Origin of the sequence: Paraburkholderia aromaticivorans (assembly GCF_012689525.1) — a bacterium.
GTDB lineage: Bacteria > Pseudomonadota > Gammaproteobacteria > Burkholderiales > Burkholderiaceae > Paraburkholderia > Paraburkholderia aromaticivorans_A.
In genome coordinates this window covers 97,665-120,872 of the sequence record NZ_CP051517.1, presented here as the reverse complement: position 1 = coordinate 120,872, position 23,208 = coordinate 97,665, and the positions used below count along the sequence as shown (strand labels likewise).

General features: G+C 59.3%; 23 protein-coding genes. 10 read left to right on the top strand and 13 right to left on the bottom strand.

Translation table 11 applies throughout. The features are described from left to right. Positions 1–23 precede the first annotated feature (23 nt). A complete protein-coding gene (locus HF916_RS49560) occupies positions 24–437 on the top strand; it encodes an ArsR/SmtB family transcription factor (protein ID WP_431311477.1) in 414 nt (137 codons plus the stop codon). A gap of 119 nt (positions 438–556) precedes the next feature. On the opposite strand, the gene HF916_RS49555 is transcribed toward HF916_RS49560, so the two are convergent. The 3 genes from HF916_RS49555 to arsH are packed head-to-tail and all read right to left on the bottom strand — an operon-like array spanning position 557 to position 2,155. Then, positions 557–1,030 (bottom strand): ArsI/CadI family heavy metal resistance metalloenzyme, encoded by a 474-nt coding sequence (locus HF916_RS49555; protein ID WP_168795983.1) that lies wholly within the window; start codon positions 1,028–1,030, stop codon positions 557–559. After that, positions 1,031–1,369 carry an ArsR/SmtB family transcription factor gene (locus HF916_RS49550; protein ID WP_087645399.1) on the bottom strand — a complete coding sequence of 113 codons (339 nt, stop codon included), beginning with the start codon at positions 1,367–1,369 and terminating at the stop codon, positions 1,031–1,033. A gap of 9 nt (positions 1,370–1,378) precedes the next feature. Then, positions 1,379–2,155, bottom strand: a complete 777-nt coding sequence (gene arsH / locus HF916_RS49545; RefSeq protein ID WP_168795982.1) for an arsenical resistance protein ArsH — start codon at positions 2,153–2,155, stop codon at positions 1,379–1,381. Positions 2,156–2,523: 368 nt separating this feature from the next. On the opposite strand from arsH, the gene HF916_RS49540 reads away from it, so the two are divergent. The 3 genes from HF916_RS49540 to arsN2 are packed head-to-tail and all read left to right on the top strand — an operon-like array spanning position 2,524 to position 4,747. Beyond that, positions 2,524–3,006, top strand: coding sequence for a hypothetical protein (locus HF916_RS49540; RefSeq protein WP_168795981.1), 483 nt, complete (start codon positions 2,524–2,526; stop codon positions 3,004–3,006). A 14-nt stretch (positions 3,007–3,020) separates the two neighbouring features. After that, positions 3,021–4,274, top strand: coding sequence for an MFS transporter (locus HF916_RS49535; protein ID WP_168796012.1), 1,254 nt, complete (start codon positions 3,021–3,023; stop codon positions 4,272–4,274). 38 nt (positions 4,275–4,312) lie between these two features. Next, the gene (gene arsN2, locus HF916_RS49530) at positions 4,313–4,747 is read left to right on the top strand and encodes an arsenic resistance N-acetyltransferase ArsN2 (RefSeq protein ID WP_168795980.1); all 435 of its coding nucleotides are present in this window, start codon (positions 4,313–4,315) and stop codon (positions 4,745–4,747) included. Between the two features lie 262 nt (positions 4,748–5,009). Here arsN2 and HF916_RS49525 read toward each other — a convergent pair whose 3' ends face one another. Together HF916_RS49525 and HF916_RS49520 are read right to left on the bottom strand one after the other, a co-directional pair. Then, entirely contained in the window at positions 5,010–5,228 is a 219-nt protein-coding gene (locus HF916_RS49525) for a hypothetical protein (RefSeq protein ID WP_007182810.1), read from the bottom strand. 346 nt (positions 5,229–5,574) lie between these two features. After that, complete coding sequence (locus HF916_RS49520) at positions 5,575–5,889, bottom strand: hypothetical protein (RefSeq protein WP_168795979.1); 315 nt, start codon at positions 5,887–5,889, stop codon at positions 5,575–5,577. An 87-nt stretch (positions 5,890–5,976) separates the two neighbouring features. Here HF916_RS49520 and imuA point away from each other — a divergent pair, with 87 nt between their 5' ends. The 6 genes from imuA to HF916_RS49490 all read left to right on the top strand — a co-directional run bounded on the left by imuA (position 5,977) and on the right by HF916_RS49490 (position 14,746). Beyond that, positions 5,977–6,684 (top strand): translesion DNA synthesis-associated protein ImuA, encoded by a 708-nt coding sequence (imuA, locus tag HF916_RS49515; RefSeq protein WP_168795978.1) that lies wholly within the window; start codon positions 5,977–5,979, stop codon positions 6,682–6,684. Beyond that, positions 6,614–8,083 (top strand): Y-family DNA polymerase, encoded by a 1,470-nt coding sequence (locus HF916_RS49510; protein WP_206002080.1) that lies wholly within the window; start codon positions 6,614–6,616, stop codon positions 8,081–8,083. Before imuA ends, HF916_RS49510 begins: the two co-directional genes overlap by 71 nt. 6 nt (positions 8,084–8,089) lie before the next feature. Then, a complete protein-coding gene (locus HF916_RS49505) occupies positions 8,090–11,239 on the top strand; it encodes an error-prone DNA polymerase (protein ID WP_168795976.1) in 3,150 nt (1,049 codons plus the stop codon). A gap of 46 nt (positions 11,240–11,285) precedes the next feature. Continuing rightward, positions 11,286–12,245 carry an SOS response-associated peptidase family protein gene (locus tag HF916_RS49500; RefSeq protein WP_168795975.1) on the top strand — a complete coding sequence of 320 codons (960 nt, stop codon included), beginning with the start codon at positions 11,286–11,288 and terminating at the stop codon, positions 12,243–12,245. A gap of 402 nt (positions 12,246–12,647) precedes the next feature. Continuing rightward, on the top strand, positions 12,648–13,169 hold the full coding sequence (locus HF916_RS49495; protein ID WP_168795974.1) for a HEPN domain-containing protein: 522 nt from the start codon (positions 12,648–12,650) through the stop codon (positions 13,167–13,169). Beyond that, positions 13,151–14,746 (top strand): ATP-binding protein, encoded by a 1,596-nt coding sequence (locus HF916_RS49490; protein ID WP_168795973.1) that lies wholly within the window; start codon positions 13,151–13,153, stop codon positions 14,744–14,746. The genes HF916_RS49495 and HF916_RS49490 overlap by 19 nt, the downstream gene beginning before the upstream one ends. 127 nt (positions 14,747–14,873) lie before the next feature. Here the strand turns inward: HF916_RS49490 and HF916_RS49485 are convergent, their stop codons facing one another. The 8 genes from HF916_RS49485 to HF916_RS49450 all read right to left on the bottom strand — a co-directional run bounded on the left by HF916_RS49485 (position 14,874) and on the right by HF916_RS49450 (position 23,035). Continuing rightward, on the bottom strand, positions 14,874–15,095 hold the full coding sequence (locus tag HF916_RS49485) for a KTSC domain-containing protein (RefSeq protein ID WP_168795972.1): 222 nt from the start codon (positions 15,093–15,095) through the stop codon (positions 14,874–14,876). Then, the gene (locus HF916_RS49480) at positions 15,088–16,851 is read right to left on the bottom strand and encodes an ATP-binding protein (protein ID WP_240975895.1); all 1,764 of its coding nucleotides are present in this window, start codon (positions 16,849–16,851) and stop codon (positions 15,088–15,090) included. The genes HF916_RS49485 and HF916_RS49480 overlap by 8 nt, the downstream gene beginning before the upstream one ends. Positions 16,852–16,853: 2 nt before the next feature. Next, positions 16,854–18,014: an SIR2 family protein gene (locus tag HF916_RS49475; protein WP_168795971.1), complete on the bottom strand. Its 1,161-nt coding sequence runs from the start codon at positions 18,012–18,014 to the stop codon at positions 16,854–16,856. A gap of 445 nt (positions 18,015–18,459) precedes the next feature. Then, on the bottom strand, positions 18,460–19,629 hold the full coding sequence (locus HF916_RS49470; RefSeq protein ID WP_168795970.1) for a PIN domain-containing protein: 1,170 nt from the start codon (positions 19,627–19,629) through the stop codon (positions 18,460–18,462). A 914-nt stretch (positions 19,630–20,543) separates the two neighbouring features. Next, positions 20,544–20,723 carry a hypothetical protein gene (locus HF916_RS49465; protein WP_168795969.1) on the bottom strand — a complete coding sequence of 60 codons (180 nt, stop codon included), beginning with the start codon at positions 20,721–20,723 and terminating at the stop codon, positions 20,544–20,546. A 17-nt stretch (positions 20,724–20,740) separates the two neighbouring features. Further along, a complete protein-coding gene (locus HF916_RS49460) occupies positions 20,741–21,403 on the bottom strand; it encodes an Eco29kI family restriction endonuclease (protein WP_168795968.1) in 663 nt (220 codons plus the stop codon). Further along, entirely contained in the window at positions 21,400–22,617 is a 1,218-nt protein-coding gene (locus HF916_RS49455; RefSeq protein ID WP_168795967.1) for a DNA cytosine methyltransferase, read from the bottom strand. Before HF916_RS49455 ends, HF916_RS49460 begins: the two co-directional genes overlap by 4 nt. Then, positions 22,604–23,035 carry a very short patch repair endonuclease gene (locus tag HF916_RS49450; RefSeq protein ID WP_168795966.1) on the bottom strand — a complete coding sequence of 144 codons (432 nt, stop codon included), beginning with the start codon at positions 23,033–23,035 and terminating at the stop codon, positions 22,604–22,606. Before HF916_RS49450 ends, HF916_RS49455 begins: the two co-directional genes overlap by 14 nt. Positions 23,036–23,208 lie beyond the last annotated feature (173 nt).

The window sequence follows — 23,208 nt, the reverse complement described above, 5'->3', positions numbered from 1 at the left end:
GGACCTGACGGTCGCAAATTGTGATGGCGATCGATGCCGGGCATCGTTGTCGCGCCGCTGTCATCTCAATAGGTTTAGAATCGTCGGCTAATCTCGACGACCTGTGCACCATGAAGGAAAAAGACGCAATCAAAGCCCTGTCAGCGCTGGCCCAGCCGACGCGTTTGGGTATATTCCGCCTGCTAGTGACGGCCGGACCCGACGGATTGAGCGTCGGCGTTATTCAGGAGCAACTGGACCTTGCGAGCGCCACGCTGTCCTTTCACCTCAAGGAACTGACCCACGCGGGTCTCGTGTCGTCCCGGCAGGAAGGCAGATTCGTCTACTACGCAGCGGAGATAGACCATATGAATGGCCTGGTCGACTTCCTGACGGAGAACTGCTGCCAAGGTGTTGAGACGGCGGACTGCAAACCCCGCAAAAAGGTGAAGTGTTAGGTTGAGCTCAAAGCGCCGCGCAGTCGCGGTCGGTGAAAACCTGGATGTGCGCCAGAAGGATTCCAGTTGCAACGGCCGCCTCGTGACCTTGGGCGGCCGTTTGCTTTTGTGGCCGCGAATCAGCAGCAGCCGACTTTTTTCTCAATCCCAGCTGGAATCGCGGTAACCGGGGCACAGCAGGCCCCGCCCGCTTCAGGGGCCGCCGAGTCCCGGCTATCCGCTCCGAACATCGGGATGCCGCCGAGCGTGTGGTACGTCTCCCAGGGTACACCGGCCGGGTCCTGCGTCCAGTATTTGTTCGAACTTGCGTAACAGCACTGCGCGCCGGGCTGGTCCTGTACCGCGACGCTGCCGGCGACGACCTGCTCGCGAAGAGCTGACAGCTCCTCATCGCTATCGACTTGAAATCCCAAGTGATTGACGCCCGCTTCACCGCCACGCGCCGAAATGGCGAAGTTCACGCGCGGGTCTTCAAGCATCCACTTCGCGTAATCGTCCTTGAGCACAGTGGGCTGCGCGCCGAACATGCTGCTGTAAAAACGCACGCTTTCATCGAGTGTCGGGACAATAACGTGCACGTGAAATCGCTTCATTTACGCCTCCGTTTCGTTGGTCGCGCAGCCGCATTGTTCCGCTTGCTCCGCTGCGCAGCAGTTTTCCATCAGGAAATCCATGAGCGTCTGCATGTGGTCATAGCTGGCGCAGTAGATGATGAACCGCCCCTGACTTTTGCCTTCAATGAGCTCTGCGTGGGCGAGCTCCTTCAGGTGAAATGACAGCGTGGGCGCCGGGAGCCCCAGCTTTTCGGCAATGGCACCCGGACTCATACCCGAACGTCCAGCGGTGACCAGAAGGCGGAATACCGCGAGACGGGTCTCGTGCGCGAGCGCTGCCAGCGCCTTGACTGCAAGCTTCGAATCGAGGGTTGCCATCACAGTCCTTTATTGGTTGCTCGCCTTCGCTTCCTGAGGGGAATAGTCGGCAATTGCACGAGAAGCGAGGTCGGTTGCCGGGTCGAGCGGACGGTCCTCTTTCACGCGTTCGCTGTAGCGGTCAACAAGATACTCGGCACGGCCGCGCAGCAGTAGCGTGAACTTCACGAGCTCCTCCATCACGTCGACCAACCGGTCGTAGTAGGACGACGGCTTCATCCGGCCGTCCTCTTCGAATTCTTCAAAAGCTTTGGCAACAGACGACTGGTTGGGGATGGTGAACATGCGCATCCATCGTCCGAGCTGACGGAGTTGATTGACTGAGTTGAACGACTGCGAGCCGCCACTCACTTGCATGACGGCAAGCGTGCGCCCCTGCGTCGGCCGGATACCGCCGCTGACCAGCGGCAGATGGTCAATCTGCGTCTTTATCAGACCGGTGATGGTGCCGTGGCGCTCCGGGCTACACCAGACGTGTCCTTCCGACCAAAGGGACAGCTCGAGCAGCTCTTTCACTTTCGGATGGTTCTTCACATCAACATCATCGGCATGCGGCAGACCACGCGGGTCAAAAATCCGCGTTTCGGCGCCGAACGTCTGCAACAGGCGTGCGGCCTCTTCAACGAGCAGACGCGAGTACGAACGCTCACGCAGCGAGCCGTAGAGCAGCAGTATCCGCACTGGCGGCTGGCCTTCCATTCCAAGACGCGCGGAGATGTCAGTGTCGAAAAAATCTGGTTTGGCAGCCGGGAATGTCTGGTCGCCCTTGATTGCGTGAACTGTCATTTCATTACCCTGCAATTTGATATTTCCAAGTATATGGAGACATTGGGCGCATTCAAGCGGCTTTGCTCCGCCCCTGGAGTACCAACCCTCACTCGTTACTTGCATTCTACAACATTTCCGGTATTCTGGAAATGTGAAATCTTTGGAGAGGCGCCATGAGCTGCGATGACCAGGTTTCGTCTGAATGGCTCCTGCCGGCATCGGGAGGGTGGCAATGCAGCTCCGCGCAGGGACTTCTCCTGCTGGCCGCACACGAGCGTGCAGATGTGTCACGACAGAGAACGAAGGGTGCACGCACTGAGTCTGCTTCCGGGAGCGCGGCACTAGCAGCCGGCCTATCGTCGGCATTTCAGCGGGAAACCGGTTACGTGGCGTCTGCCATTGCGCTCACGGCTGCCGCCGACGAGAACCCTGCGATATCGCGCTTCCTCGCCGCGGGAGGCTCCTCCGCCGCGGTGCTGGTGATGAATGCGGAAGCGCTCGGCAGTTGGCGTCCACCATGCGACTGGGAAACGCCCCTGATGCGAGTCCGCAATCGTCTGGCCGACGAGGGTTTGAAATTCTTCGTCGCATTGACAACGCAGGGTCAGAAAAGCGGAATGGCGGCAATGCTCCGACGGGTACGCGTGAAATTTGTCTCGCGACGTGTTGAGCATTTCTGCAATCGGGAGGGCATCGGCTTTTTAGGTACCGTCAACGAAGCGCCGAGCCTGATCGCCATGCCCCGGATAGGTCCTGAGGCCGAGCGCCTTGCCGTCGCTTTGGCGCAGAGGCTCGCCTCGGCGACTTTCTTCTGTTGCGACGCGTTTCGCACCGGCATCGTCCCTAACCTGAGCAAGTTGAGAGGCTGAACAAATTGAGCACGATGTCGAGTCGAACCGAGAACGCCAGCGGAGACAACGCGCCGGCAGACAGCCAGGACCGACTAGTTACATGGGCCCTGGCGCTGGCGCAGCTGGTGTCATGGGGCTCCGTCTACTACTCGTTCTCCCTGCTGGTAGTGCCGATGGAACAGTCCATGGGGTGGAGCCGGACAGCCACGAACGCCGCGCTTTCCGTTGGGCTCCTGGTTTCGGGATTTGCTGCGTATCCCATCGGCCGCTGGATTGACCACGGACTCGGGCGCCGGGTGATGGCCGTCGGCTCGGTTATCGCGGCGGCGATGCTGCTGCTCTGGGCCGACGCGCAGTCGCTGACGGCGCTCTTCGTCGCGTGGATAGGTCTCGGCATCTCAATGGCGGCCACGTTCTACGACCCGGTCTTCGCCGTTGTGACACATCGTTATCCGCGAAGCTTCCGCACCAAAATCACACTCATCACGCTGGTCGCAGGATTTGCCAGCACGGTCTTCATACCGCTGACCCAGTTACTGGTCGGCTCGGTCGGGTGGCGCACATCGCTTGTTGTGCTTGCGGCATTGAACCTGATTATCTGTCTGCCTGTCCATGTACTGGCAATCCGCTCCTCGCGCGCTGCCCCGGGCTCCCGGCAAACAAGTGGTTCAGTAAAGCTGGCCAACGACGCAGCCACACGTCGCGCGCTCCGTTCCCCAGTTTTCTGGGCGCTCGCCGTGTGCTTCACAGCCTACTATGCGACGTTCGCGGCGCTCACATTCCATCTGGTGCCGCTCATGGTTGAGCGTGGTGTGCCGAACGCCGTGCTGGTCACAACCATGGCGCTCATCGGTCCAGCTCAGGTCGCCGCTCGTGCGGTGTGGTTCACGTTCGGCCGGACTGTCCACGTCAGCACCGTGGGCATCATCGTCGTGACGCTTTTCCCGCTGTCGACCATTGTCCTGATAAACGCTGGACATGCGGCGGTGCTGCTGTGGTTGTTTGCGCTCTGCTACGGCGCTGCAAACGGGATGATGACAATCCTGCGCGGCACAATTGTCCAGGACCTGATGTGGACTGAAGGATATGGCGCGGTCAGCGGTATGCTTTCCTTCCCGTCAAACGTCGCGAAGGGCATAGCGCCGATCGCCGCAGCCAGCATCTGGAGCTTCACGCACGGATACGTGGCCGTCGAATGGACGGTGTTTCTCGTCTCGATAGTGTCAGCTATCGCGTTCTTTGTGGCCGTGCGGGTGAGCCGCCACGCGGCGATCAGCGTAGCCTGATATTTCCTTTGTCATAGACCAGCATTGATACATTTGCCATGAAGATACGTGCCGCACGAAGTGATGACCTCGATGCCATCAAAACATTGCTCGCCGAGAACGAACTGCCGGTCGCTGATGTGGGTGCAGCCTTGCTCGTGGACTTCCTGGTCGCAGAAGACGCCAGCGGCAGGATTGTTGGCAGTGTGGGTCTTGAGCGGGTTGGAACGGATGCGCTGTTGCGGTCATTGGCGGTTGTGCAAACTTCGCGCAATGCGGGGCTGGGAGCTCGCCTGCTGGCTCGCGCGGAAAACCTGGCGCGCGCGTCCGGCATATCGGAGTTGTGGTTGCTTACAACGACGGCTGCGGATTTTTTCCCGCGGGCCGGATATGTAGCGGTGAATCGGGGCAGCGCGTCCTCTGGACTGCAGGCGAGTACGCAGTTTGCGCAACTCTGTCCGGCGAGTGCCGTATGCATGATGAAGACGTTGTAAAGTCTGTTGGCCATGCGGCTTGCGGGACGTCTGGCCCCGAAAGAAACTCTCCGCAGTTCAAGACGCGCACGGCTGACCTATGGTTTGCCTTCGAGTGTAGACGGGGTCAACAGTGATCGCACGTCGACCTGCTGGCCCTGGAGCATAAGCAGCCGCGCGTGGAGCACTGTGTCTTCGAGAACTAGCTTCACACACATCGTCGATGTTGGAGCAGTGACATTCGCCCCTGCAAAGGTTGCCGCGGATCGACGCCAGCGAGGTACTAGCCGTGATTATCGACCCACGCACGTGCCCAACCTAGTCCGGCGAGCTGAGCCTCTTCTTCCGTATCAAAAACACCGAGTACCCCGGAAGCTTCAACCATCTTTGTGTCGCGAGTGATGGTTCCGCTGCCTGCGTATCGCTCAGGTGAAAGGATGTCCTCCTGCTGAAGGATGGCGTGACCGAAGATGCGGTATCCCTTGTAGCTTCCCGATTCCATCAGCGCACGACCTCAACATACGAGTCGTGAGCATCGACGCGCAGCACATTCCCCTCGGGCGTTATCAGACGGGGGATTTCCGAGACGTCAGGCGTAACGCGTCGCGTACCTGCACCGGCAGCTCCCTGCTTCACGGCGAGCCTGGCGGCGGTGGTCGGCGTGCGATGCGCCCGTGCCTTTAACAAATGGGGCACACGCCGCTTGTGCGTAAGCGAATTCGTCGCGCCCGCTCCCTGAAGCGATCCACCTCGAGTTTCGGGCGGATTCCAGATTTCTATGTAGCGCTCACCTGCAAACACGGGCGAAGTACACGCCAGTAAAAGCAACCCGCATCCAACCAGTTTCACTATCGTTTCTCCTTGGCGATGCGATTCAATCTGTCGCTGCAGGATACCTCCCCTCCGACGCACGACCCGTCGCAGCCGTCACAGTAGTGGCGGTCGCGCACGGCACCGTCAACAAGCCAGACATCCGTTTCCACCGGACTAGCGGTACCCACCGAGCGGCCATTTTCGCACGCAAAGAACGTCGGCTCCCCGGCTCGTCCGCGACGAATGGCTTCATCGATTTCATGCTCGCCAAACGCAGATTTCATGTCGGCGACAAACGCCGCAATTTCTGGCATCGGATGGCTGACGGGTTTGCGAACGCGCATATCCATGGAGCTTCTCCCCAAAAAAGTACCTGTTCGCCGCTACGAATTTCCGTGTAGGATACTGTACATCCATACAGGTATTTGCGCAATTCAATGACTGTCCCGTCCCCCAATCCGGAAGCAATTCACCCGTCCCTGTGGCGGGCGGCGCAGCTTGCGCGCGGTCGTGGCAGGACGGTCGATACCGGCTACGCGGCGCTTTCAGCAGAGCTGCCCGGCGGCGGATGGCCGATCGGCGCGCTCATCGACCTGCTGGTCCAGCAGGCCGGCGTGGGAGAGATGCGGTTGCTTCGCCCTGCGCTCAGCGCACTGGGCAAACGGCCAGTTGCGATGGTGCAGCCGCCGCACGTTCCGAACGGCCTTGGTCTCGAGTACATCGGTCTTTCCCCGGAACAGGTGCTGCAGATTCGCGCCGCAAAGACGGCCGACGCATTGTGGTCAGCCGAGCAGATCCTGCGTGCCGGAAGCTGCGGTGCGCTCCTGTTCTGGACGCAGTACGTGCAGACGTCTTCGCTGCGGCGGCTGCATCTGGCCGCGCAGTCTTCGGAGACGCTTTTTTTCATGGTCCGTCCACTGGCGGCGGCGCAGGATGCGTCCCCTGCCGTTTTACGACTGGCGCTCCGGCCAGAACGCGACGGCCTGACCGTCGATATTGCGAAGCGACGAGGTCCAGCACGCGCAGACCCTCTGTCCATCCCACTTCAACCAACCCCTGTTCTGTTTTCGCACCATGCGCGTATTTCTCGCCGTCCACTTGCCCCGGTTGCAGCTCGAGGTCTTCCGGCCTCGGTGGCTGCCTGAACCTGTGCACGGCTGCGTGGTCCTGGACAGCGGCAAGGTGCTCATCGCAGACGGGGTTGCCAGGTCAGCAGGCGTGCGGGTTGGAATGAAACGCGGCGGTGTGCTGACGCTCGCGCCGGAAGTGGAGATGTACGAACGCGAGCCGGGCCGTGAATATGGAGCGCAGCGGGAAGTGGCGATCGCGCTCATGAGATTCTCGCCAGATGTCGCCATGCTCGACGAGGCCGTCGTGGTCGTCGACATCGGTGCGAGCCTGCGTCTGTTCGGCGGTCTGCTTGCGGTGTGCCGCCAGGTGAAAGCGATACTCGACGCAATTGGACTGACCGCGCGAATAAGTGCCGCGCCCACAGGTCAAGGTGCATGGTTGCTCGCGAAACACCGGAACCGGCGTGTACTCAAGATGGAATCGCTTGAGCGGCAACTATCCGCATTGCCATTGCTGTCGGTGCCGGAAGTCCGACCGTTCGCTGACTGGTTCGCGGGACTGGGCTGCGAAACGATCGCCGATGTACGACGGTTGCCGCGTGCTGGTCTGCAGCGCCGTTGCGGCGAACACCTCCTTGATTCGCTAGACCGCGCCTTTGGCACGGCACCTGAACTTTTTGACTGGCTGGAACTGCCCCCGACGTTCTCCGCCCGCATTGAAATGCCCGACCGCATCGAGCATGCGGCAGCAGCGCTCTTTGGCGCGCATCGTCTCGTCGTCCAGCTATGTGGCTGGCTGTGCGCAAAACAGCTGGCCCTCACAGGCGCGACCCTCCTGCTGGAGCACGAGCGCGGACGGCAGGCAATTGAGCCGACCGCGATCGAGATTGCGCTCGGCGAGCCAACGTGGCGAGAGGAACATCTCGTTCGGCTCATCAGGGAGCGCCTTGGACGGATCGAGCTGACTGCACCGGTCATTGCGTTACGGCTCGATGCGTCCAGCGTGCAACCTGCAGTGCCGGCATCGGACACGCTATTTCCGGAACCCGGCGGCACAGCCGAGGACCACACCCGTCTTGTCGAATTGCTGGTTGCTCGACTCGGCGAAGAAAACGTACTCCGGCCTGCGCCAACCGCGGATTACCGACCTGAGGTTGCCAATCGATGGGTGCCTGTCGCAAGTGCGTCGAAAAGCACAGTGCTGCCTGAAGGACTTCCACGACCCACATGGCTTCTGGCAAAGCCGGTGCGGCTGCTCATGCGCAAACACCGGCCGTTTTACGGCTCGCCACTGCGTATGGTGTCTCCGGGCGAGCGCATTGAGGCCGGGTGGTTTGATGGCGAACTGGTGACGCGCGACTACTTCGTCGCCCAGGGCGAAGACCAGAGCTGCTTCTGGATATACCGCGAGCGCGTCAGCAGTCGCGACGCGGAAGAAGACCAGCGGTGGTTCCTGCATGGCCTGTTCGGATGACACGCCATGGACGCCACCTTTTCCACCCTGCCGGCTTATGCCGAGCTGTTCTGCTTTTCCAACTTCACTTTTCTGCACGGCGCCTCCCATGCGGAAGAACTGGCTGAGCGCGCGGAGCAACTGGGCTATTCAGCGCTGGCCGTCACCGACGAGTGCTCGCTGGCTGGCGTCGTGCGCGCACACGTTGCAGCGAAGCAGGCAAAGCTGCCGTTTATCGTGGGGTCCTACTTCCGTCTGGTGAACGCTGACGGATCACCCGCGTTCGGGCTGATTCTCCTCGCCAGAAACCGCGAGGGATACGGCAACCTGTCCGAGCTGATTACGCTGGCCCGTACGCGCGCTCCGAAGGGTGAGTACCGCCTGACGCCGCAGGACCTGTCGCGGCCCGACAGGGAGAACCGGCACCTGCGCGGCCTGCCCGACTGCCTGGCCATTCTCGTACCGGATTTTCCGGCGAAGGAAGACGTGCTGACGGCACAGGTCGAATGGCTCGATGACACGTTCACGGGCCGCGCCTGGGTGGGACTTGTGCTGCACCAGCGTGCGATGGATGACATCCATCGGGGTTCGGTTGAGTTTGTCGCGCGGAATCAGGACGTCCCGGTTGTCGCGCTCGGCAACGTCGTCATGCATGTGCGCTCGCGAAAGCCGCTGCAGGACACCATGACCGCGATCCGCGTTCGCAGGCCAGTGCATGAGTGCGGCTATGACCTGACACAGAATGCCGAGCAGCACCTGCGTTCCAGACTGCGGCTCGCTAACCTGTACCCCGACGACGCACTTGCCGCAACCGTTGATATTGCAAGCCGCTGCACTTTCTCGCTGGATGAACTGCGTTACGAGTATCCGGACGAACTCGTTCCAACCGGCTTCACACCTGCCGCCTATCTACGGCAGGAAACGTACATTGGCGCACAACGACGCTTCCCGTCGGGTATTCCGCACAAAGTGCAGGAACAGATTGAACATGAGCTTGAGCTGATAGCGGACCTGCAATACGAACCGTACTTTCTGACGGTGTACGACATCGTGCGTTTTGCACGTAGCCAGCACATCCTCTGCCAGGGCCGGGGCTCCGCGGCTAACTCTGCCGTCTGCTATTGCCTCGGCGTAACCGAGGTGGACCCGGCTCGCGGCAACATGCTTTTTGAGCGCTTCATCTCGAAGGAGCGTGGCGAGCCGCCGGATATCGATGTCGACTTTGAACATCAGCGCCGCGAAGAAGTCATCCAGTACATCTATCGCAAATACGGCCGCGACCGCGCAGCAATCGCGGCGGCGGTCTCAACATATCGACCGCGCGGTGCGCTGCGCGAAACCGGGAAGGCGCTTGGCGTTGATCCCCAGATCGTTGACGTCGTTGCAAAGTCGCATCACTGGTTTGATACGAGTCAGGATCTGCTTGCGCGATTCAGGGAATCGGGCCTTGACCCGGAGAAGCCGCTTATTCAGGCGTGGGCGAAGCTCGCATCGCAATTGCTTGGCTTCCCGCGGCACCTCTCCCAGCACTCCGGTGGCTTTGTCATCAGTCGCGGCAAGCTGACGCGTCTCGTGCCTGTCGAGAATGCCGCAATGGAGGACAGGTCCGTCATCGAGTGGGACAAGGACGATCTTGAAGCGCTCGGCCTGCTGAAAATCGACGTCCTGGCACTCGGCATGCTCTCGGCCATCCGGCGCGCGCTTGATATTGTGTCGGAGCAGCGCGGCGAGCGTTTCGAAATGCAGGACATCCCTGCGGAGGACCCGCAGACCTACGAGATGATTTCGGCGGCAGACACGGTCGGGGTGTTCCAGATCGAATCGCGGGCCCAGATGAGCATGCTGCCGCGGATGCAGCCCCGGACGTTCTACGACCTCGTGATCGAGGTGGCGATCGTGCGCCCAGGTCCGATTCAGGGCGGCGCTGTGCATCCCTACCTGCAGCGGCGCCAGGGATTCGAGCCGGTCTCCTATCCGAGCGACGCGCTGAAAACCGCGCTTGGACGAACCCTCGGCGTGCCGATCTTTCAGGAGCAGGTCATGCAGGTCGCGATTCTGGCGGCCGGCTTTACCGCCGGCGAAGCCGACCAGCTGCGTCGCGCGATGGCCGCCTGGAAACGTAAAGGCGGACTGGAAAAATATTACGACCGGATCGTTCATGGCATGCAGGAGCGCGGCTATACCCTCGCCTTCGCCGAATCCATCTTCGAACAGATCAAGGGCTTTGGTGAATACGGCTTCCCGGAAAGTCACGCGGCCAGTTTTGCGTTGCTTGTGTACGCAAGCAGCTGGTTGAAATGCCACGAGCCGGAGGCATTTCTGGCGGCCATGCTGAATTCACAGCCGATGGGTTTCTACTCGCCGTCGCAGCTCGTGCAGGACGCACAACGCCACGGTGTCAAGGTTCTGCCCGTTGACGTGACAATCAGTAGCTGGGACTCGGCACTGGTAAGTCTGCCAGGCGCCGGAAGACCAGCCGTCCGGCTCGGTATGTCGCTACTGCGAGGCATGAAAGACGGCGCTGCGGAACGCATCGAGAACGCGCGCGCGGTTCGGTCATTCGAAAGCGTCAACGACCTTGCCCGCCGCGCGCAACTGGATCGCAAGGATCTTCATGTGCTGGCCGATGCCAATGCGCTCGCCTCCCTTGCCGGTAACCGCCGTGAAGCGCTCTGGCAATCCGTCGCAGCGGTTCCAGACAAGGACATGCTCGCGACAGCAGCTGTTCAGGACGAGACACCGTCGCTCGGTGCGCCAACCGAGGCCAACGACATCGTTGCTGACTACCGCTCAGTGGGCCTGACGCTTGGCCGACACCCACTTGAGCTGCTCAGGCCACAACTACTCGCGAAGAGGCTGATGCCCGCTTCGACGCTGCGCACCTATCGCGATGGGCGACTCGCCCGTGGCTGCGGGCTCGTCACCGTGCGTCAGCGTCCGGGCACGGCCAAGGGTGTGATGTTCGTGACGCTCGAGGACGAGACCGGTAACGTGAACGTGATCGTGTGGCCGGGTCTGCTTGAAAAACAGCGGCAGGAAGCGCTGGGGGCGTCACTGCTCGCCGTCTATGGCACGTGGCAATGCCAGGGTGCGGTACGACACCTGGTTGCACAGCGGCTGGTAGACATGTCACACCTGCTCGGCACGCTCGTCACGTCGACGCGAAACTTCCATTAGGAACCGGCGTACCATATTCACGCACCTTTCTTCAGGGAGAGCAACCATGTGCTATTCAGCCCAGATCCAGGCGGACTACCGCAAGTACGTCAGGATGTTTGGCGCGCACATGAGCATCCGGGAGTTCGCGCAGCTGTACTGGGAGCGCGCCGAGGGCAGCAATGTCAGGATTCCGAAGGCAATGGACGCCGCGTTCTCGGTTCCCCAGACCGACGAGGAACGGCGGATCAAGGAAGCGATCGACCGGTTCAACGGCGAGCAGGCGACCAGGCTCGAGCAGGAATTGTTCAAACAGCGCGCGCGACTCGCCGACGCGGAACGCACCCTTCAGGGCAAGACGACGAAGGCGGCCACCGAAAGCAAACGGATCGCAACCAGCAAGATCGAGTCGACGCTGCGCGGGCTTGACGATCTCCGGCGCACCGAGCCGAAAGACCGCGATTCGCGAATTTTCCCCGGTAACTATGCTCCGGTGATGGTCATGGAAGACGGCAAGCGCGTCATCAAGCCGATGCGATATCACTGTCGCCCGGCTGGCAAGCCTGCGTTCTACGACAACAAATATCCCGGGACTTACAACGCCAGGTTTGACAACCTCGAAGGCTTCTGGAAGGGACTTTTTGGGTATTCGCACGGTCTTATCGTCGCGAATGCCTTCTATGAAAACGTGAAACGGCATCGCCTCGAAGGGCGCGAGCTCGCTGAAGGCGAACTGGAGGAAAACGTGGTCCTGGAGTTCAAGCCGCAGCCCGCTCAGGACATGCTCGTCGCCTGCCTGTGGTCGCACTGGCAAAGCCCTGGCGAGCCTGATCTGCTCTCCTTTGCTGCGATCACCGATGAGCCGCCCCCTGAAGTTGCCGCCGCCGGCCACGATCGCTGCATCATTCCCATCAAACCGGAGCATATCGACGCGTGGCTCAATCCCGATCCACGCAATCTCGCGGCACAGTACGCGATTCTGGACGACCGCCATAGGCCGTACTACGAACATCGAATGGCGGCTTGAGCAGCGCGAGTCGTAGACGACATCGGGCAGAGCCTCGGTGCACATAAGCAGGTCGGACCGTCGCCCACTAACGAAAGGCTCCGTGCGGCCGCTACTGTTGAAAAAGTCATGGAGCGTCGCCTAACACCACAAACGAAAAATTCGACCTCTCAGATTCCGCTCAATGACCTCCTGCACGAACAGCGCGCGCCTCCCGACAATCCTCACCCTCGCGACATCGACGATCCATTCTGATGGCCATCACCCAACAACAGCCGCCCATAACCGCCCCTGTTGTTGACGCTCCTACTCAACTTTGCGCCGCCATCTTATGGCGCTTTTACACCGCCGCTAACAGCGGGCTCCTCTCAGTGCCGATGTACAATCTGCCGACCACAAAAACGGCCGGTATTGAGAAACATGGTGAAAAAGACGCTGCCGGTTCACGAGCTGGAATTTTTGAAGCTCTCCGCCAACCACTTGGAACTCGCGCGGAAGCTAACAATGCTCGGTTGGCCGACTCCTGACCTCGCAAGCTACGCTCAGCACGTCTGCACCGCCTGGTTTCGCCTCGGTGAAGAGCACTTGGTTGAGGCCAAGAAGATTCTCGCAGCCGGATGCCATAGGGCTTGCTTTTCGCGGGCCTATTACGCTGCTTACAATGCTTCAAAGGGCGTCCGATACATGGTTCAGGGCTTCGTGAGCCTCAAGGGCGACGACCATAGCAAGGCGTCATCTGATCTGCCGGGTGATTTCCCCGATGTCGGAGCGTGGGCGAGTCGAGTAAGCAAGCTGTACGAGCACAGGTTACGGGCGGATTATGACAATTGGGACACCACGGCGTCGGAACATACCCTGAAACCCGATGAGGCGGTAACGGAAGCTGAAGCATTTATTCAAGCAGCACGAAATTATCTGAACGCCAAATGCGGTATGACATTATGACCACTGAAATAAACGACGATCGAAGCGCCGAGGAGGCAATCGCCGCATTTGAGCGAGAAATCGGGGTTACCGGCGTCCCGAACAGCCGGATATTGGTGGGGAACCGCGAGTTTCTGAAGTTCGCCGTAGGACGTGAAGCGCCGTTATACAGCTATGCGCTCTACGAAAGCCAAAAACGCCTGTCCGATAACAATCCCTTTAAAGGAGCAATAGCGCTCGCCCCTACAAAGGCGAAAAGCTTTCCGGCATCCATTGAAGCCAGTGCATTACTGACTTTGCTAACGCGTTCCACGCGAGAGGTATCACAGGGTACATCCATCGGCGGATACTCCGTCCCATACGTACCCTTTCAAAGGCGGGAAGATCACCAATTGGCCCAACCCGCGTCCCACATCGTCCGGGGCCGACGTGGCGTAGGCAAGTCGACGTTGATCAGAAGAGCTACAGAGCTTCTGTCTGAGACACTATCTATCGTTTCCGTTCTCGACATGCAGACCTACTCGACGTTAACGGGCGATGACTTAATCCGCGAGGTGCTTTACGACATGTGCACTTCGCTGGCGTCCGCAGCGCAAGAGGTCGGGTTCCGAGCACACGCGGCAGTCGACGCTCAGCCGCTGATGTCGATTGCGGCCGATATTGCTTCGGGGGCAACATCGTTAGATCGTGCGCCGGTTGCCATTAAGCGCGCGCTTGCGCAACTGACGAAAACGGTGAAAAGTAACGCCTTTCTTTTTCTTGACGATTTCCACCTAGTCGAACATGAATGCCAGCCTGTCCTGCTCCACACGCTGAACGCGGCGCTGAAGGGCGCGAATGGATGGTTAAAGGTTGCTGGCCTGAGTTCACTGTTGAACGTCTATTCCCCAAGCACAAGGAAGGGGCTGCAAGTTCCTGGCGACGCACAATACGTGTCGTTGGATCTGACGCTGGAAAATCCTGAGGCCGCAGAGGCACACCTGCGTGCGATCCTCGAAGGATTCCTGAAGGCCGTTGGCTATAACCTCGGCAATTCGGTGATACCGGACGCCGCATTTCGACGATTGGCATGGGCTAACGCTGGTGTGCCACGCGACTTTCTTCAAATGTTTGGGCGTTCGTTGGAGCACGCGAACCGCAATCGCCATGCGACGGTTACTCTATCGGATGTTAATGTGGCGATCGGCGAATTTGGGCAGCAAAAGATGGACGACTTGCAAAGGGACGCGCGCAACGAAGCCGGGACGCTGCGGCTTATGTTGTCAAGACTAGAGAATCTTTGTCTAGACGACAACAAGATCAATGCGTTTCTTGTTCGCAGCGACGATTCGCAAGAGCGACTTATCGTTCAGGTACTCAGTGACCTGCGCATGGTGCATTTGATACATCAGTCGATCACGCCGCGCAAAGCCGGGGAACGGTTCGAGGCATTCATCTTGGACTATTCGCTTTTTACCGGCTTTCGACGTCGACCGAATGTTAAAGAAATGATACCCAAGGAGTTGCAGTTTAAGGCGTCCGATCTTCGCGCTTTGCCAAAGGTGCCAGACGGGTTTTTCGCGGCCGATGCTACGACAGGTGAAGACGCCAAGGCGTAGAGACCACACCCCTGGCGCTGTATGACGCCCAGCTCGCAAGGGCTCCTCTTCACGAAGTATTCGAAGCGGAGCGGCAATTGCCTCAAGCTAATTGCATGGGGTGTGTTGGCAATCTGGCACCAAGCCATTAACCCGCATATCTGCCATTCGGTTTGTAGTCGAGTACTCGATGGATATATTGACCTCTCGACTGCCCCGGCGCGGTGAACGCTTCCCATACGTGCGGAGGGCACGCTGAATACCACCATTCGACACCCTCTGGAAACCTCACATAGATTGTTTCTGTTTCAGGGTCGTATTTCTCCGCCACTATTCGAGTCGAACCGTAAACAGGGATCCAGTCAGTCATTTTCAGCCTCATAAGTGCCGCGCCACGCGGCTAGTGGTTCACTGATGTTCGGCAGATGCGGGGCTTGACGCCAGGCATCAAGCGACGGATCCTCCGCAAGCGGCATCGGATTCGGCTTATCTAGCATCGCACGAACGGGCAGCACAAGTGCCTCCCCGCTGACTATGGCCTCACCCGTGCGCAACGAAGGTAACACTGCGGCCAGGCCCGCTACAGTGTCGGGTAACGCAGCGCGAATGGCACCCTGGTCACCTGCGTTCGTAAGGCGAAGGGCGATTAACGTCCCGCACTGCGCTAGCGCGGTTTCGGGAAGCTCAGTCGGGCGTTGCGTCACCAATAGCAGGCCAACCCCGTATTTGCGTCCCTCACGGGCGATACGGTTGGCTGAGTCGCGAGTAACCGAATTTGCCGACGCTCCCAGATATCGATGAGCCTCTTCAAGCACAACTAGAACGGGACTTGGGCGCCCAATGCCGGGACCATCAGGCTCACTTCGCAGTGCGACCTCAAACAGCATGTTGAGAACGACTCCGATAGCAAGATCAGCCGCCATAGCAGGGACCCCGCTAAAATCCAATACCGAAATCGGGCGATCTCCACCCAACCAATCCTGCATCACCTCCACGAGTGGATCCGGGCCAGCAGGATTACCCATCGGTTCTTGAAAAAAACGAAGGCGTGGATCGAGTAATCCCAGGCGGAGCAATTCTGGCGTCGCCCCATACACCCCGTAGGTCGGTGCTTGGTGAGGTGGTTGACCACCAGGCCCATACGCCTCAAATCGGGCCGGTCGCAACGTAGTCGCATCCCCCGAATCAATCTCGCAGGCCGATGCAGGATCGGCCTTGGTTCTTCGAGTCTCGCGATTCTCGGAGTCCAGTTTGTGCCAGATTGGACGGATATCGAACGGGACTGGCGTATCGGCAGTAACGGCACTAGGATCAAGAGTCAGCCAGTTTGCTGCTTCGACGAATTCCCGGCGAGCTTGCGCAACCAGATCGTTAAACCGATTGGTGAACGTTGCGCCGCCTGGAGCCCCTGCAAAAATTCGCACAATGTCGCTCGCAGGCAGTGCCCAGTAGGGCACGCGGAGTCGGTTCACATCGTCTGCTAGCACACTGCGAACTGCCGCACTGTCAGCGAGGGCGCGAGCATACTCGCCATGCGGGTCCACGACGACAATGTTGGCTGCGTTCCAGCCACCACGTACGAAGCTTTGCAATAAAGACGCCACGACGCTCGTCTTTCCCGATCCCGTTGAGCCGACCACCGCCGCATGTCGAACGACCAGCTTCGATGCGTTTAGGCAAACAGGTACGTCTTCCGCCGCTGCTAGACGCCCCAACCGCAAATGTTGCTCGTCCGCGTGAGGAAAGATGGCAGCTAGCTCTTCGGGAGTAGCGAAATGGACCGGATCATCGAGTCCAGGAAATGCACCAACGCCTCGCTGAAAGCGACCGGCTGCTCGGTCGATCTCGCCGAGCAACTGAACTTGCAGCCAGCGTTCGTCACGCTGAATTGCGTCAGAAGGTACGATACTCCCAGCAAGTTCCGCTATGCCGACAAGCGTCACGGTAGCAACAAGGTCGATAAGACCTTGAGGAATTCTCACCAGTGATCCGATTTGCCCGATAGGTTGCAACTGACCTCTATAGATCGGCGCCACTCCGGCAAGGTCAGAATTCAAGGCAACGGTGACAGTCGCGCCGAGGACCTGGCGGACCTTGCCAATACATGTCGGGTCTTGCTCTGGCATGCTCAGTCTCCAGCTTCGACGTCACGATTGTCCACCACAGCTCCCAACAATTGTCGCAGTCGCAAACCGTTATCGGACTCCCGAGTTGTACTCTTCGCGAGGTATTCGGCGAGCTTCTGGAAGTCGCCGAGCAAAAAACGACCACCCTCAAATATGCCGGCAACCTCATCTTCAGGCGGCACCCAATCGGCTCTTACTCCGCCAATGATGGCTTCCCGGTCACCTAGAACCTGGATATTCGGCGTGAGAAGCGCTCGCTCAGCGAGTATGTCGGGTATGGTTGAATAGCAAAAAACGACGATTTCTGTGCGTTCGCGTCGCATGGCTGCGTCGAAAAGAAGTTCGTTGAGGTGAGCATCACCAAACGAATATCCAGCCACGATCACTAGGGTTTCTGGTTGATGCAACGCCCGGCGCATACGGTCTTGAAGCACTAGAAAGGGAACTCGCCTGGATTCCTCATATTTTGTATCGGATGGATAGATTGCTGCAGCCATCCCCTCACTGACAGGCTGTCCTATGCGAACGACCTGGTTGGAGCTTTCCCATGCCCAATTGACGGATCCATGCAACTTCCACAGGCGGGCAAAAAACGCTGGGACACCGTCGCTGTCGGCTCCCGGTCGCGCCTCAACGAGCTCGGTCTGAAAGCGAGCACGCAAGTTCCCAATAAATCCGTCAAAATACGGGACTCGCATTTCCTCTAGCGATGTTTCGAACAGGAGGTCATAGTTGACCGTGAACACTTCGACGGGGGCATGATAATTTGTACGCGCAAGCCACGCTGCGAAATGCCGACTCGGTGAGAAGTCCGCAGCGCGAATGTCGACCTCGGCGATGACGGCTCGACAGATGGCTTGATCCAGGTCCACTGCGGCCTGCGCAGTTAGGCCGTCGAGTATCTGATTCTCGACAAGCAGTGCTGCTATACGTCGAAGACGACTCAAGCCCTGCTCCAGATTTCGACCTTCAAGCTGACGGGCTAGCGATGTACGCTGGCCAGCGTCAAGGCGTGCGAGCACTCTCTCCTGCAGTTGAGCGATATCGGGCAAACCACAAGCCTTTGAAGTGCCTGCACCGAAAAATGTGCATACGTGGCGAGAACGTGTCGCCAGCTTTGCGCCCAGGCCGGTAGTAAACCGCAGGGGATCGTGAGCAGCCATTTTTGCACCGAGTTTTTATGCGGTCGGCCAAGATTACACCATCAACCGGAACGAATCCATCAAGGTGTTGGAGTGCCTTGTTCACACGAAGTAGTCGATCGCACATGATGCGTTTTGAATATTTATTCGACCGGGATTGCATTGTCCAAGCCGCAGCGCTAATCGACCTCCGTCCTCTCTCCGCGACCATCCGCAACGGGCCGAAGTGCGGTCGATGGAATTAATACGATCGACGGGTTTGTTCATGGCCATCATGAACGTCGAATGGAGGCCGTAGCCGCCTGATCACTCGGATGCGCCGTCAGATTGAAGCCCTCCGCGATCCCTTGGCTAAGAACAGCACCTGCGACTTTTCGCTGGCGCCAATTCAATATAAGTGATCGCAGGTCAATTCAAGAGAGTCGCATTCCCATCAACCGATGCGACAACCTGTCGGGCGCGCGAGCTACCGAAGCGGTTCTTCGTCTGTGTCAGGACCTGACTCATCGAGCAAACCCATCTTTTCCAAGAGCGCATCGAGCAGGCCGCCGTCTAATTCCAACAAGAAGATGTTGACGAGATTTTGGTAGAAATCGCGCACATCGGGGTCGCTAACGATCCAGCCGATCTGATTGTTATCGATTGCCGCGTTGACCAGTTTCTCGGCGTCCTCTATTCCTAGCAGATGAAGCATGGTGCCAAGCGCGCCGATAGCTTGATGCGTTTCGTAAAAGCTCGAGCTATTCACCAGCGCGTCGACCGCGTTGTCGATTGCTGAAATTGTCTCTGCGTCGTGAATCTCAGCGCCCTCGTGAGTGCGTCGTACACGCACGGGTTCTGCTGCTACGGGTTGTGCTTGTGGCGCCTCTGCAATTACTGGTTGTGCCGGCTGCAACTGGCTCTCGACAGCTTCGACACGGGGAAGTGCCTCGTTTGCGAATGTCTTCTCGAAGTGCTTTAGAACGTCCTTAATGCTCGAAAAAAGGTATAGGTTTTTGCCATTTCGAGCCGTCTTCCATTCGTTACTTAAAAACACGTTTGGATAGATCGCGCCGTTTGCGTCGGTGCCCCCGAGGGGCGACGCGTAGTCACCATCCTTCGATACCACATATAGGTCCACGTCCGGGACCTTCTTCAGCAGCATTTCCCAATTGTATTGATCGCCGATGCTTTCTTTCTTTCCTGGCGGATTTCCCTTCTGCGCTCTTCGGATAGCGCGCTCGAACACGTCATCATCGTCCGGATATTTCGACGCTATCTCGGTGAGCTTGCCTAGCCGCTGGTCAACGACAAGCTCAAACGTACGCGATTTGATGGTCGCTTCCGCCGCCAAGCGATTTCGAACTTGGGAGAGCCGTTCCAAAGCTTCGTCGTATTCAGCTGCCAACGCTAACCCATGCATATGCCTCGGATAAGCTCCCGGAAGAGGGGCTTTCCTGAATGCATCGGTCGAGTTATGTAGCTCTCGCTCTCGATTACGATTGCATTCGTCCAAAACGTGCATGGGCAAATGCACGACGATGCCACCGCGCTCGACGTGTTCGCTTAGGGTGTTTAGGACCTCGGCGTCATCTTTTGTGTGGCGATAGAACTGCAAATATGCGTTGGTGTCGATGAAAAGGTGCATTTCCGGCATGATTGGCGCTCGCGGCTATTTTTAGTCGGATTTTGACACATTCCTTAGTGCCGACAGCAGAGACCCGCCCCCGATTGCGGCGCGACGACTTTCGCTTTCTGTTTGATCTACCGTTCGCCAAGACACGGAGTGCAGCGGCACCGTAGCGGTCAATGACCGAACGCGTATCGATGCTGTTGAAAAAGTCGCGGCAGTTGGTCGGCCCACCACCGGCCACGAAATTGACCTATCAGTTCAGCCTACAAGCCGTCCGCGGGCCGCGGTTAAGGGTAAAGCGACCCATGAAAACCTCGCGATGTAGACCGTCGCCGACTTTTTCAACAGCATCGGCCGAAGTCGGCCCGACGCGGACCTCAACCGATCGCCACTCGCCGCAAGCCGGCGACACTTTTAATACGGTCTACGTGGATCGTTGCGCAGTTTCTCCTGCCGTGGTGTATACCATGCCTCAAATTCAGGATGACCTTTTAGTGATGACTGCATCGCGAAGGTCACGCTGCGTGCGACAGATACGAAGGCAGAGGTACAGAATTGAACTGCGCTAAAATCGGCGCGTTTGCCAACGCGCCTCAGTTCCAGAAGGAAGTACTCTGCTTCTTGAACCTTGTAGTCAACCAGCCCGAAAGAGCGAGTCATCTTTGGCGACACCTCTTGGTTATACCCCGTTGTGCATCGGACGCCGTATCGGCGTTACCTCGGGAGACGGTCTGCGTCTGCTGCTCGACCTGTAACCTGCCATTGCCGTCACGCGACCGTTTGAGCATCGACTTTTTGATGATCCACGTCAATTCTAGCTTCCAGTCACATTCGCCGGGGCCGGGGTTCGGAAAGGCGTAATACTCAACGGTCCTGAACGTGAAGAGATCGTCGCCACAGATTTCGTATTCTTGGAGTATCGTTTTTCGCTGTCGCCGTCACACACCGACAATCTTCCTGTGGCTCACCAAGTCCGCGATCATCGCGCTCATGCGCGCGAGTTCACATCGGGCAAAATCCGGTGCGGCCGACTTTGCCGTGCCCATTGAGCGGAATCCGTCCGCCTTGAAACTCAGATACGCCAGCGCGCATGCGCCGGCGTCGTCGACAATCGCCATCAGGCGGCCCGACCGGGTTACGGTTGCTGGTCCGGACCCAGTACGTGGTGCGACGCAGGAAAAGCGATCGTCGAAAAGTAATTGTGTACGTCGCGAATGATATGGTCCTGCGTTTCTTCCCGCGCCCTGCATTTTTCCGCCCAGGCGCGGCCCGGGTGCAAAACGTCCCAGCGGGGGCGCAGCCCGTTGTATCTGCCACTGCCCGGGTCATGGTTGCCAAATCCGTCGATTGACGCGTTCCACAGCGGGGCGAATTTCGCGATCAACAACGACTCACCCAGTGGAATCCAGATATCGTCCACCACCAGGAAGCGGCAATAAAAGTCGTTGATGTCCAGGTTGGACGCCAGTTCGACACTTTCGGCGTGCTCGCGCAACCGGTCGTAGAGAGCGCGACTGCGCACCTCCCCCACCCCGCCCCCCTTGCGCGCCCCCTTCGGAACGGCCTTGCCGACATAAATCGGCGCCTGAAACAGCCCGTCGCGGTTGCGCACGGCCAGCGGCGCATAAGGCGCGAAATCACCCGTGTAGTAGATGGCGTAGATGCCAACGCCGAAAAACTGCTTCAACCCGCCCAGTGGCTGCGGCTTTTGCTCGAGCATCGCCTCCGCGACGCTCGCGCCAAGATTCTTCTTGTCGAGCGGGTTGAAGGGAATGATGTTTCCGTTCGATCCCGTCATGCGGCTCCTCGCGCGTTTTCCCGTCCGCGCGCCAGCCGTTCCAGCTGCACTATCGCCAGACGCTCCGCGACACTGCGCGCCACCATGTGCCCCAGTGCGACCGGCACGGCGTTTCCGAGCTGCCGCATGGTCTCGGTCCAGGACCCATGAAAAACGAATCCGTCCGGGAACGTCTGCACGCGCGCCGACTCCCGGATCGAGAAATACCTCACCGAACCGTCCGTGTTGACCAGCATGTTTTCCCCGCCCGGTACCCCGTGGTCGCCCGCCTTCAAGGTCTTGGCCGGCAGATCGAGCGGACTGCCCGTATGGCCGGGATACACCCGCGCGCCAGGTTGGAAGCGGTGATCCGAGTAATGGCTCGCCGTGCGCGACAACGGGCTCGGCAACCCGGCGATGGCATCCCGCACGGTTCGCCACGGCAGATCGGCGGACAGCGGCGAGGCCGCGATGCGCCGCACGCGCGACTCCAAGGTTGCCGGCATCGTCGGGCGGCCGCGGCGCGGGACGCCATGCCGCTCCCAATACTCGCCGGTGACCCACTGGTCGCGAAGCAACCGGTCGTAGCTGTGCGTTGGACGGGGGAAGCTCCAGTCGATGCCGAGGTCGGAGCGAAAGCCCACGATGAAAACGCGCTCGCGTTTCTGCGGCACGCCGTAGTCCGCCGCGTTCACGAGCGTGGGCACCACGTTGTAGGTCAACTTCCTTCCCTTTTGCCGGCCGCTCGTTCGCTCGACTTGCAGGCGAAGCAGGTGATCAAACCACTCTTCGTTGCGTCGCCGGGGTACTTCCGGAAACTCCAGTTGCAGGAGGATGTATTGGTAGTAGTTCGCGAACGTGGAGCGGGTCAGCCCCTTCACGTTTTCGACGATGAATGCTTTCGGCCGCAACCGGCGGACGATGTCGACGGTGGCCGGGAACATGTCGCGCGTGTCGTCGTGCGCCTGATGCTTGCCGCCCATCGAGAACGGCTGGCAGGGTGGCCCACCCGCCAGGAGGTCGATATCGTCCTCGATACCCGACCAGTCGAAATGACGAACATCGCCCTCATGCAGAGGCCAGTCCGCGACAAGCGGAAAACCGCGCCGCTGATTCTCGCGAATCGTGTCGCAGGCCCACCGGTCCCATTCGACAACGGCCAGCGGCGTGAACCCCGCCAGGCTCACTCCCATCGCGAGCCCGCCGGCACCCGCGTAAAGCTCAACAGCTTTCATTGTTGTTCTCCGTGTCGTCCAGGAAAGCCCTGATGCGCGACATCAACGCTGCCTGGTCCTTCACTTCACATTCCCAGATGACCATTATTTTCCAACCGAGCTCGGCAAGTTGCCGCTCGACTTTCCGATCCCGCGCCGCGTTCGCATCGAGTTTCGGCAGCCAGAAGTCCAGCCGTGTCTTCGGCAGACGCGCAAGACGGCAACCCTGGTGCCGATGCCAGAAGCATCCGTGAACGAAGATCGCTTTGCGCCTTCGTGCAAACACCAGATCGGGTCGCCCGGGCAAGCCCTTGCCGTGCAGCCGGTATCGGAACCCCATGCGATGAACGAGGCTTCTGACCGCAAGTTCCGGCTTGGTGTTCTTTGCCTTGACGCGTGCCATCCGCTCGCTACGCTCGCGCGGGGTCAAACTGTCCATAGGTCTCGCCAGTCGGCGCAGGCCGCCCCGCGCCGCGTGTGATTGTATCGTGCGGGGTCGGCGACGGGTCAAGAGCTTGCGCGGCCGAAGGTCAAAATGCAGCGCGGGCGACTCGAAGCTGCCGCAATCGGCCTGATAAGTGGCCGGTACCCGCCATGCCCGGGAGCTGATGG

What these genes read in the sequence shown, in the direction of transcription:
- HF916_RS49560 (WP_431311477.1), top strand. Translation starts at nt 24, where the DNA reads ATGGCGATCGATGCCGGGCATCGTTGTCGCGCCGCTGTCATCTCAATA.
- HF916_RS49555 (WP_168795983.1), bottom strand. Translation starts at nt 1,030, where the DNA reads ATGAAGCGATTTCACGTGCACGTTATTGTCCCGACACTCGATGAAAGC.
- HF916_RS49550 (WP_087645399.1), bottom strand. Translation starts at nt 1,369, where the DNA reads ATGGCAACCCTCGATTCGAAGCTTGCAGTCAAGGCGCTGGCAGCGCTC.
- arsH (WP_168795982.1), bottom strand. Translation starts at nt 2,155, where the DNA reads ATGACAGTTCACGCAATCAAGGGCGACCAGACATTCCCGGCTGCCAAA.
- HF916_RS49535 (WP_168796012.1), top strand. Translation starts at nt 3,021, where the DNA reads ATGTCGAGTCGAACCGAGAACGCCAGCGGAGACAACGCGCCGGCAGAC.
- arsN2 (WP_168795980.1), top strand. Translation starts at nt 4,313, where the DNA reads ATGAAGATACGTGCCGCACGAAGTGATGACCTCGATGCCATCAAAACA.
- HF916_RS49525 (WP_007182810.1), bottom strand. Translation starts at nt 5,228, where the DNA reads ATGGAATCGGGAAGCTACAAGGGATACCGCATCTTCGGTCACGCCATC.
- HF916_RS49520 (WP_168795979.1), bottom strand. Translation starts at nt 5,889, where the DNA reads ATGGATATGCGCGTTCGCAAACCCGTCAGCCATCCGATGCCAGAAATT.
- imuA (WP_168795978.1), top strand. Translation starts at nt 5,977, where the DNA reads ATGACTGTCCCGTCCCCCAATCCGGAAGCAATTCACCCGTCCCTGTGG.
- HF916_RS49510 (WP_206002080.1), top strand. Translation starts at nt 6,614, where the DNA reads ATGCGCGTATTTCTCGCCGTCCACTTGCCCCGGTTGCAGCTCGAGGTC.
- HF916_RS49505 (WP_168795976.1), top strand. Translation starts at nt 8,090, where the DNA reads ATGGACGCCACCTTTTCCACCCTGCCGGCTTATGCCGAGCTGTTCTGC.
- HF916_RS49500 (WP_168795975.1), top strand. Translation starts at nt 11,286, where the DNA reads ATGTGCTATTCAGCCCAGATCCAGGCGGACTACCGCAAGTACGTCAGG.
- HF916_RS49490 (WP_168795973.1), top strand. Translation starts at nt 13,151, where the DNA reads ATGCGGTATGACATTATGACCACTGAAATAAACGACGATCGAAGCGCC.
- HF916_RS49485 (WP_168795972.1), bottom strand. Translation starts at nt 15,095, where the DNA reads ATGACTGACTGGATCCCTGTTTACGGTTCGACTCGAATAGTGGCGGAG.
- HF916_RS49480 (WP_240975895.1), bottom strand. Translation starts at nt 16,851, where the DNA reads ATGCCAGAGCAAGACCCGACATGTATTGGCAAGGTCCGCCAGGTCCTC.
- HF916_RS49475 (WP_168795971.1), bottom strand. Translation starts at nt 18,014, where the DNA reads ATGGCTGCTCACGATCCCCTGCGGTTTACTACCGGCCTGGGCGCAAAG.
- HF916_RS49470 (WP_168795970.1), bottom strand. Translation starts at nt 19,629, where the DNA reads ATGCCGGAAATGCACCTTTTCATCGACACCAACGCATATTTGCAGTTC.
- HF916_RS49465 (WP_168795969.1), bottom strand. Translation starts at nt 20,723, where the DNA reads ATGGCGATTGTCGACGACGCCGGCGCATGCGCGCTGGCGTATCTGAGT.
- HF916_RS49460 (WP_168795968.1), bottom strand. Translation starts at nt 21,403, where the DNA reads ATGACGGGATCGAACGGAAACATCATTCCCTTCAACCCGCTCGACAAG.
- HF916_RS49455 (WP_168795967.1), bottom strand. Translation starts at nt 22,617, where the DNA reads ATGAAAGCTGTTGAGCTTTACGCGGGTGCCGGCGGGCTCGCGATGGGA.
- HF916_RS49450 (WP_168795966.1), bottom strand. Translation starts at nt 23,035, where the DNA reads ATGGACAGTTTGACCCCGCGCGAGCGTAGCGAGCGGATGGCACGCGTC.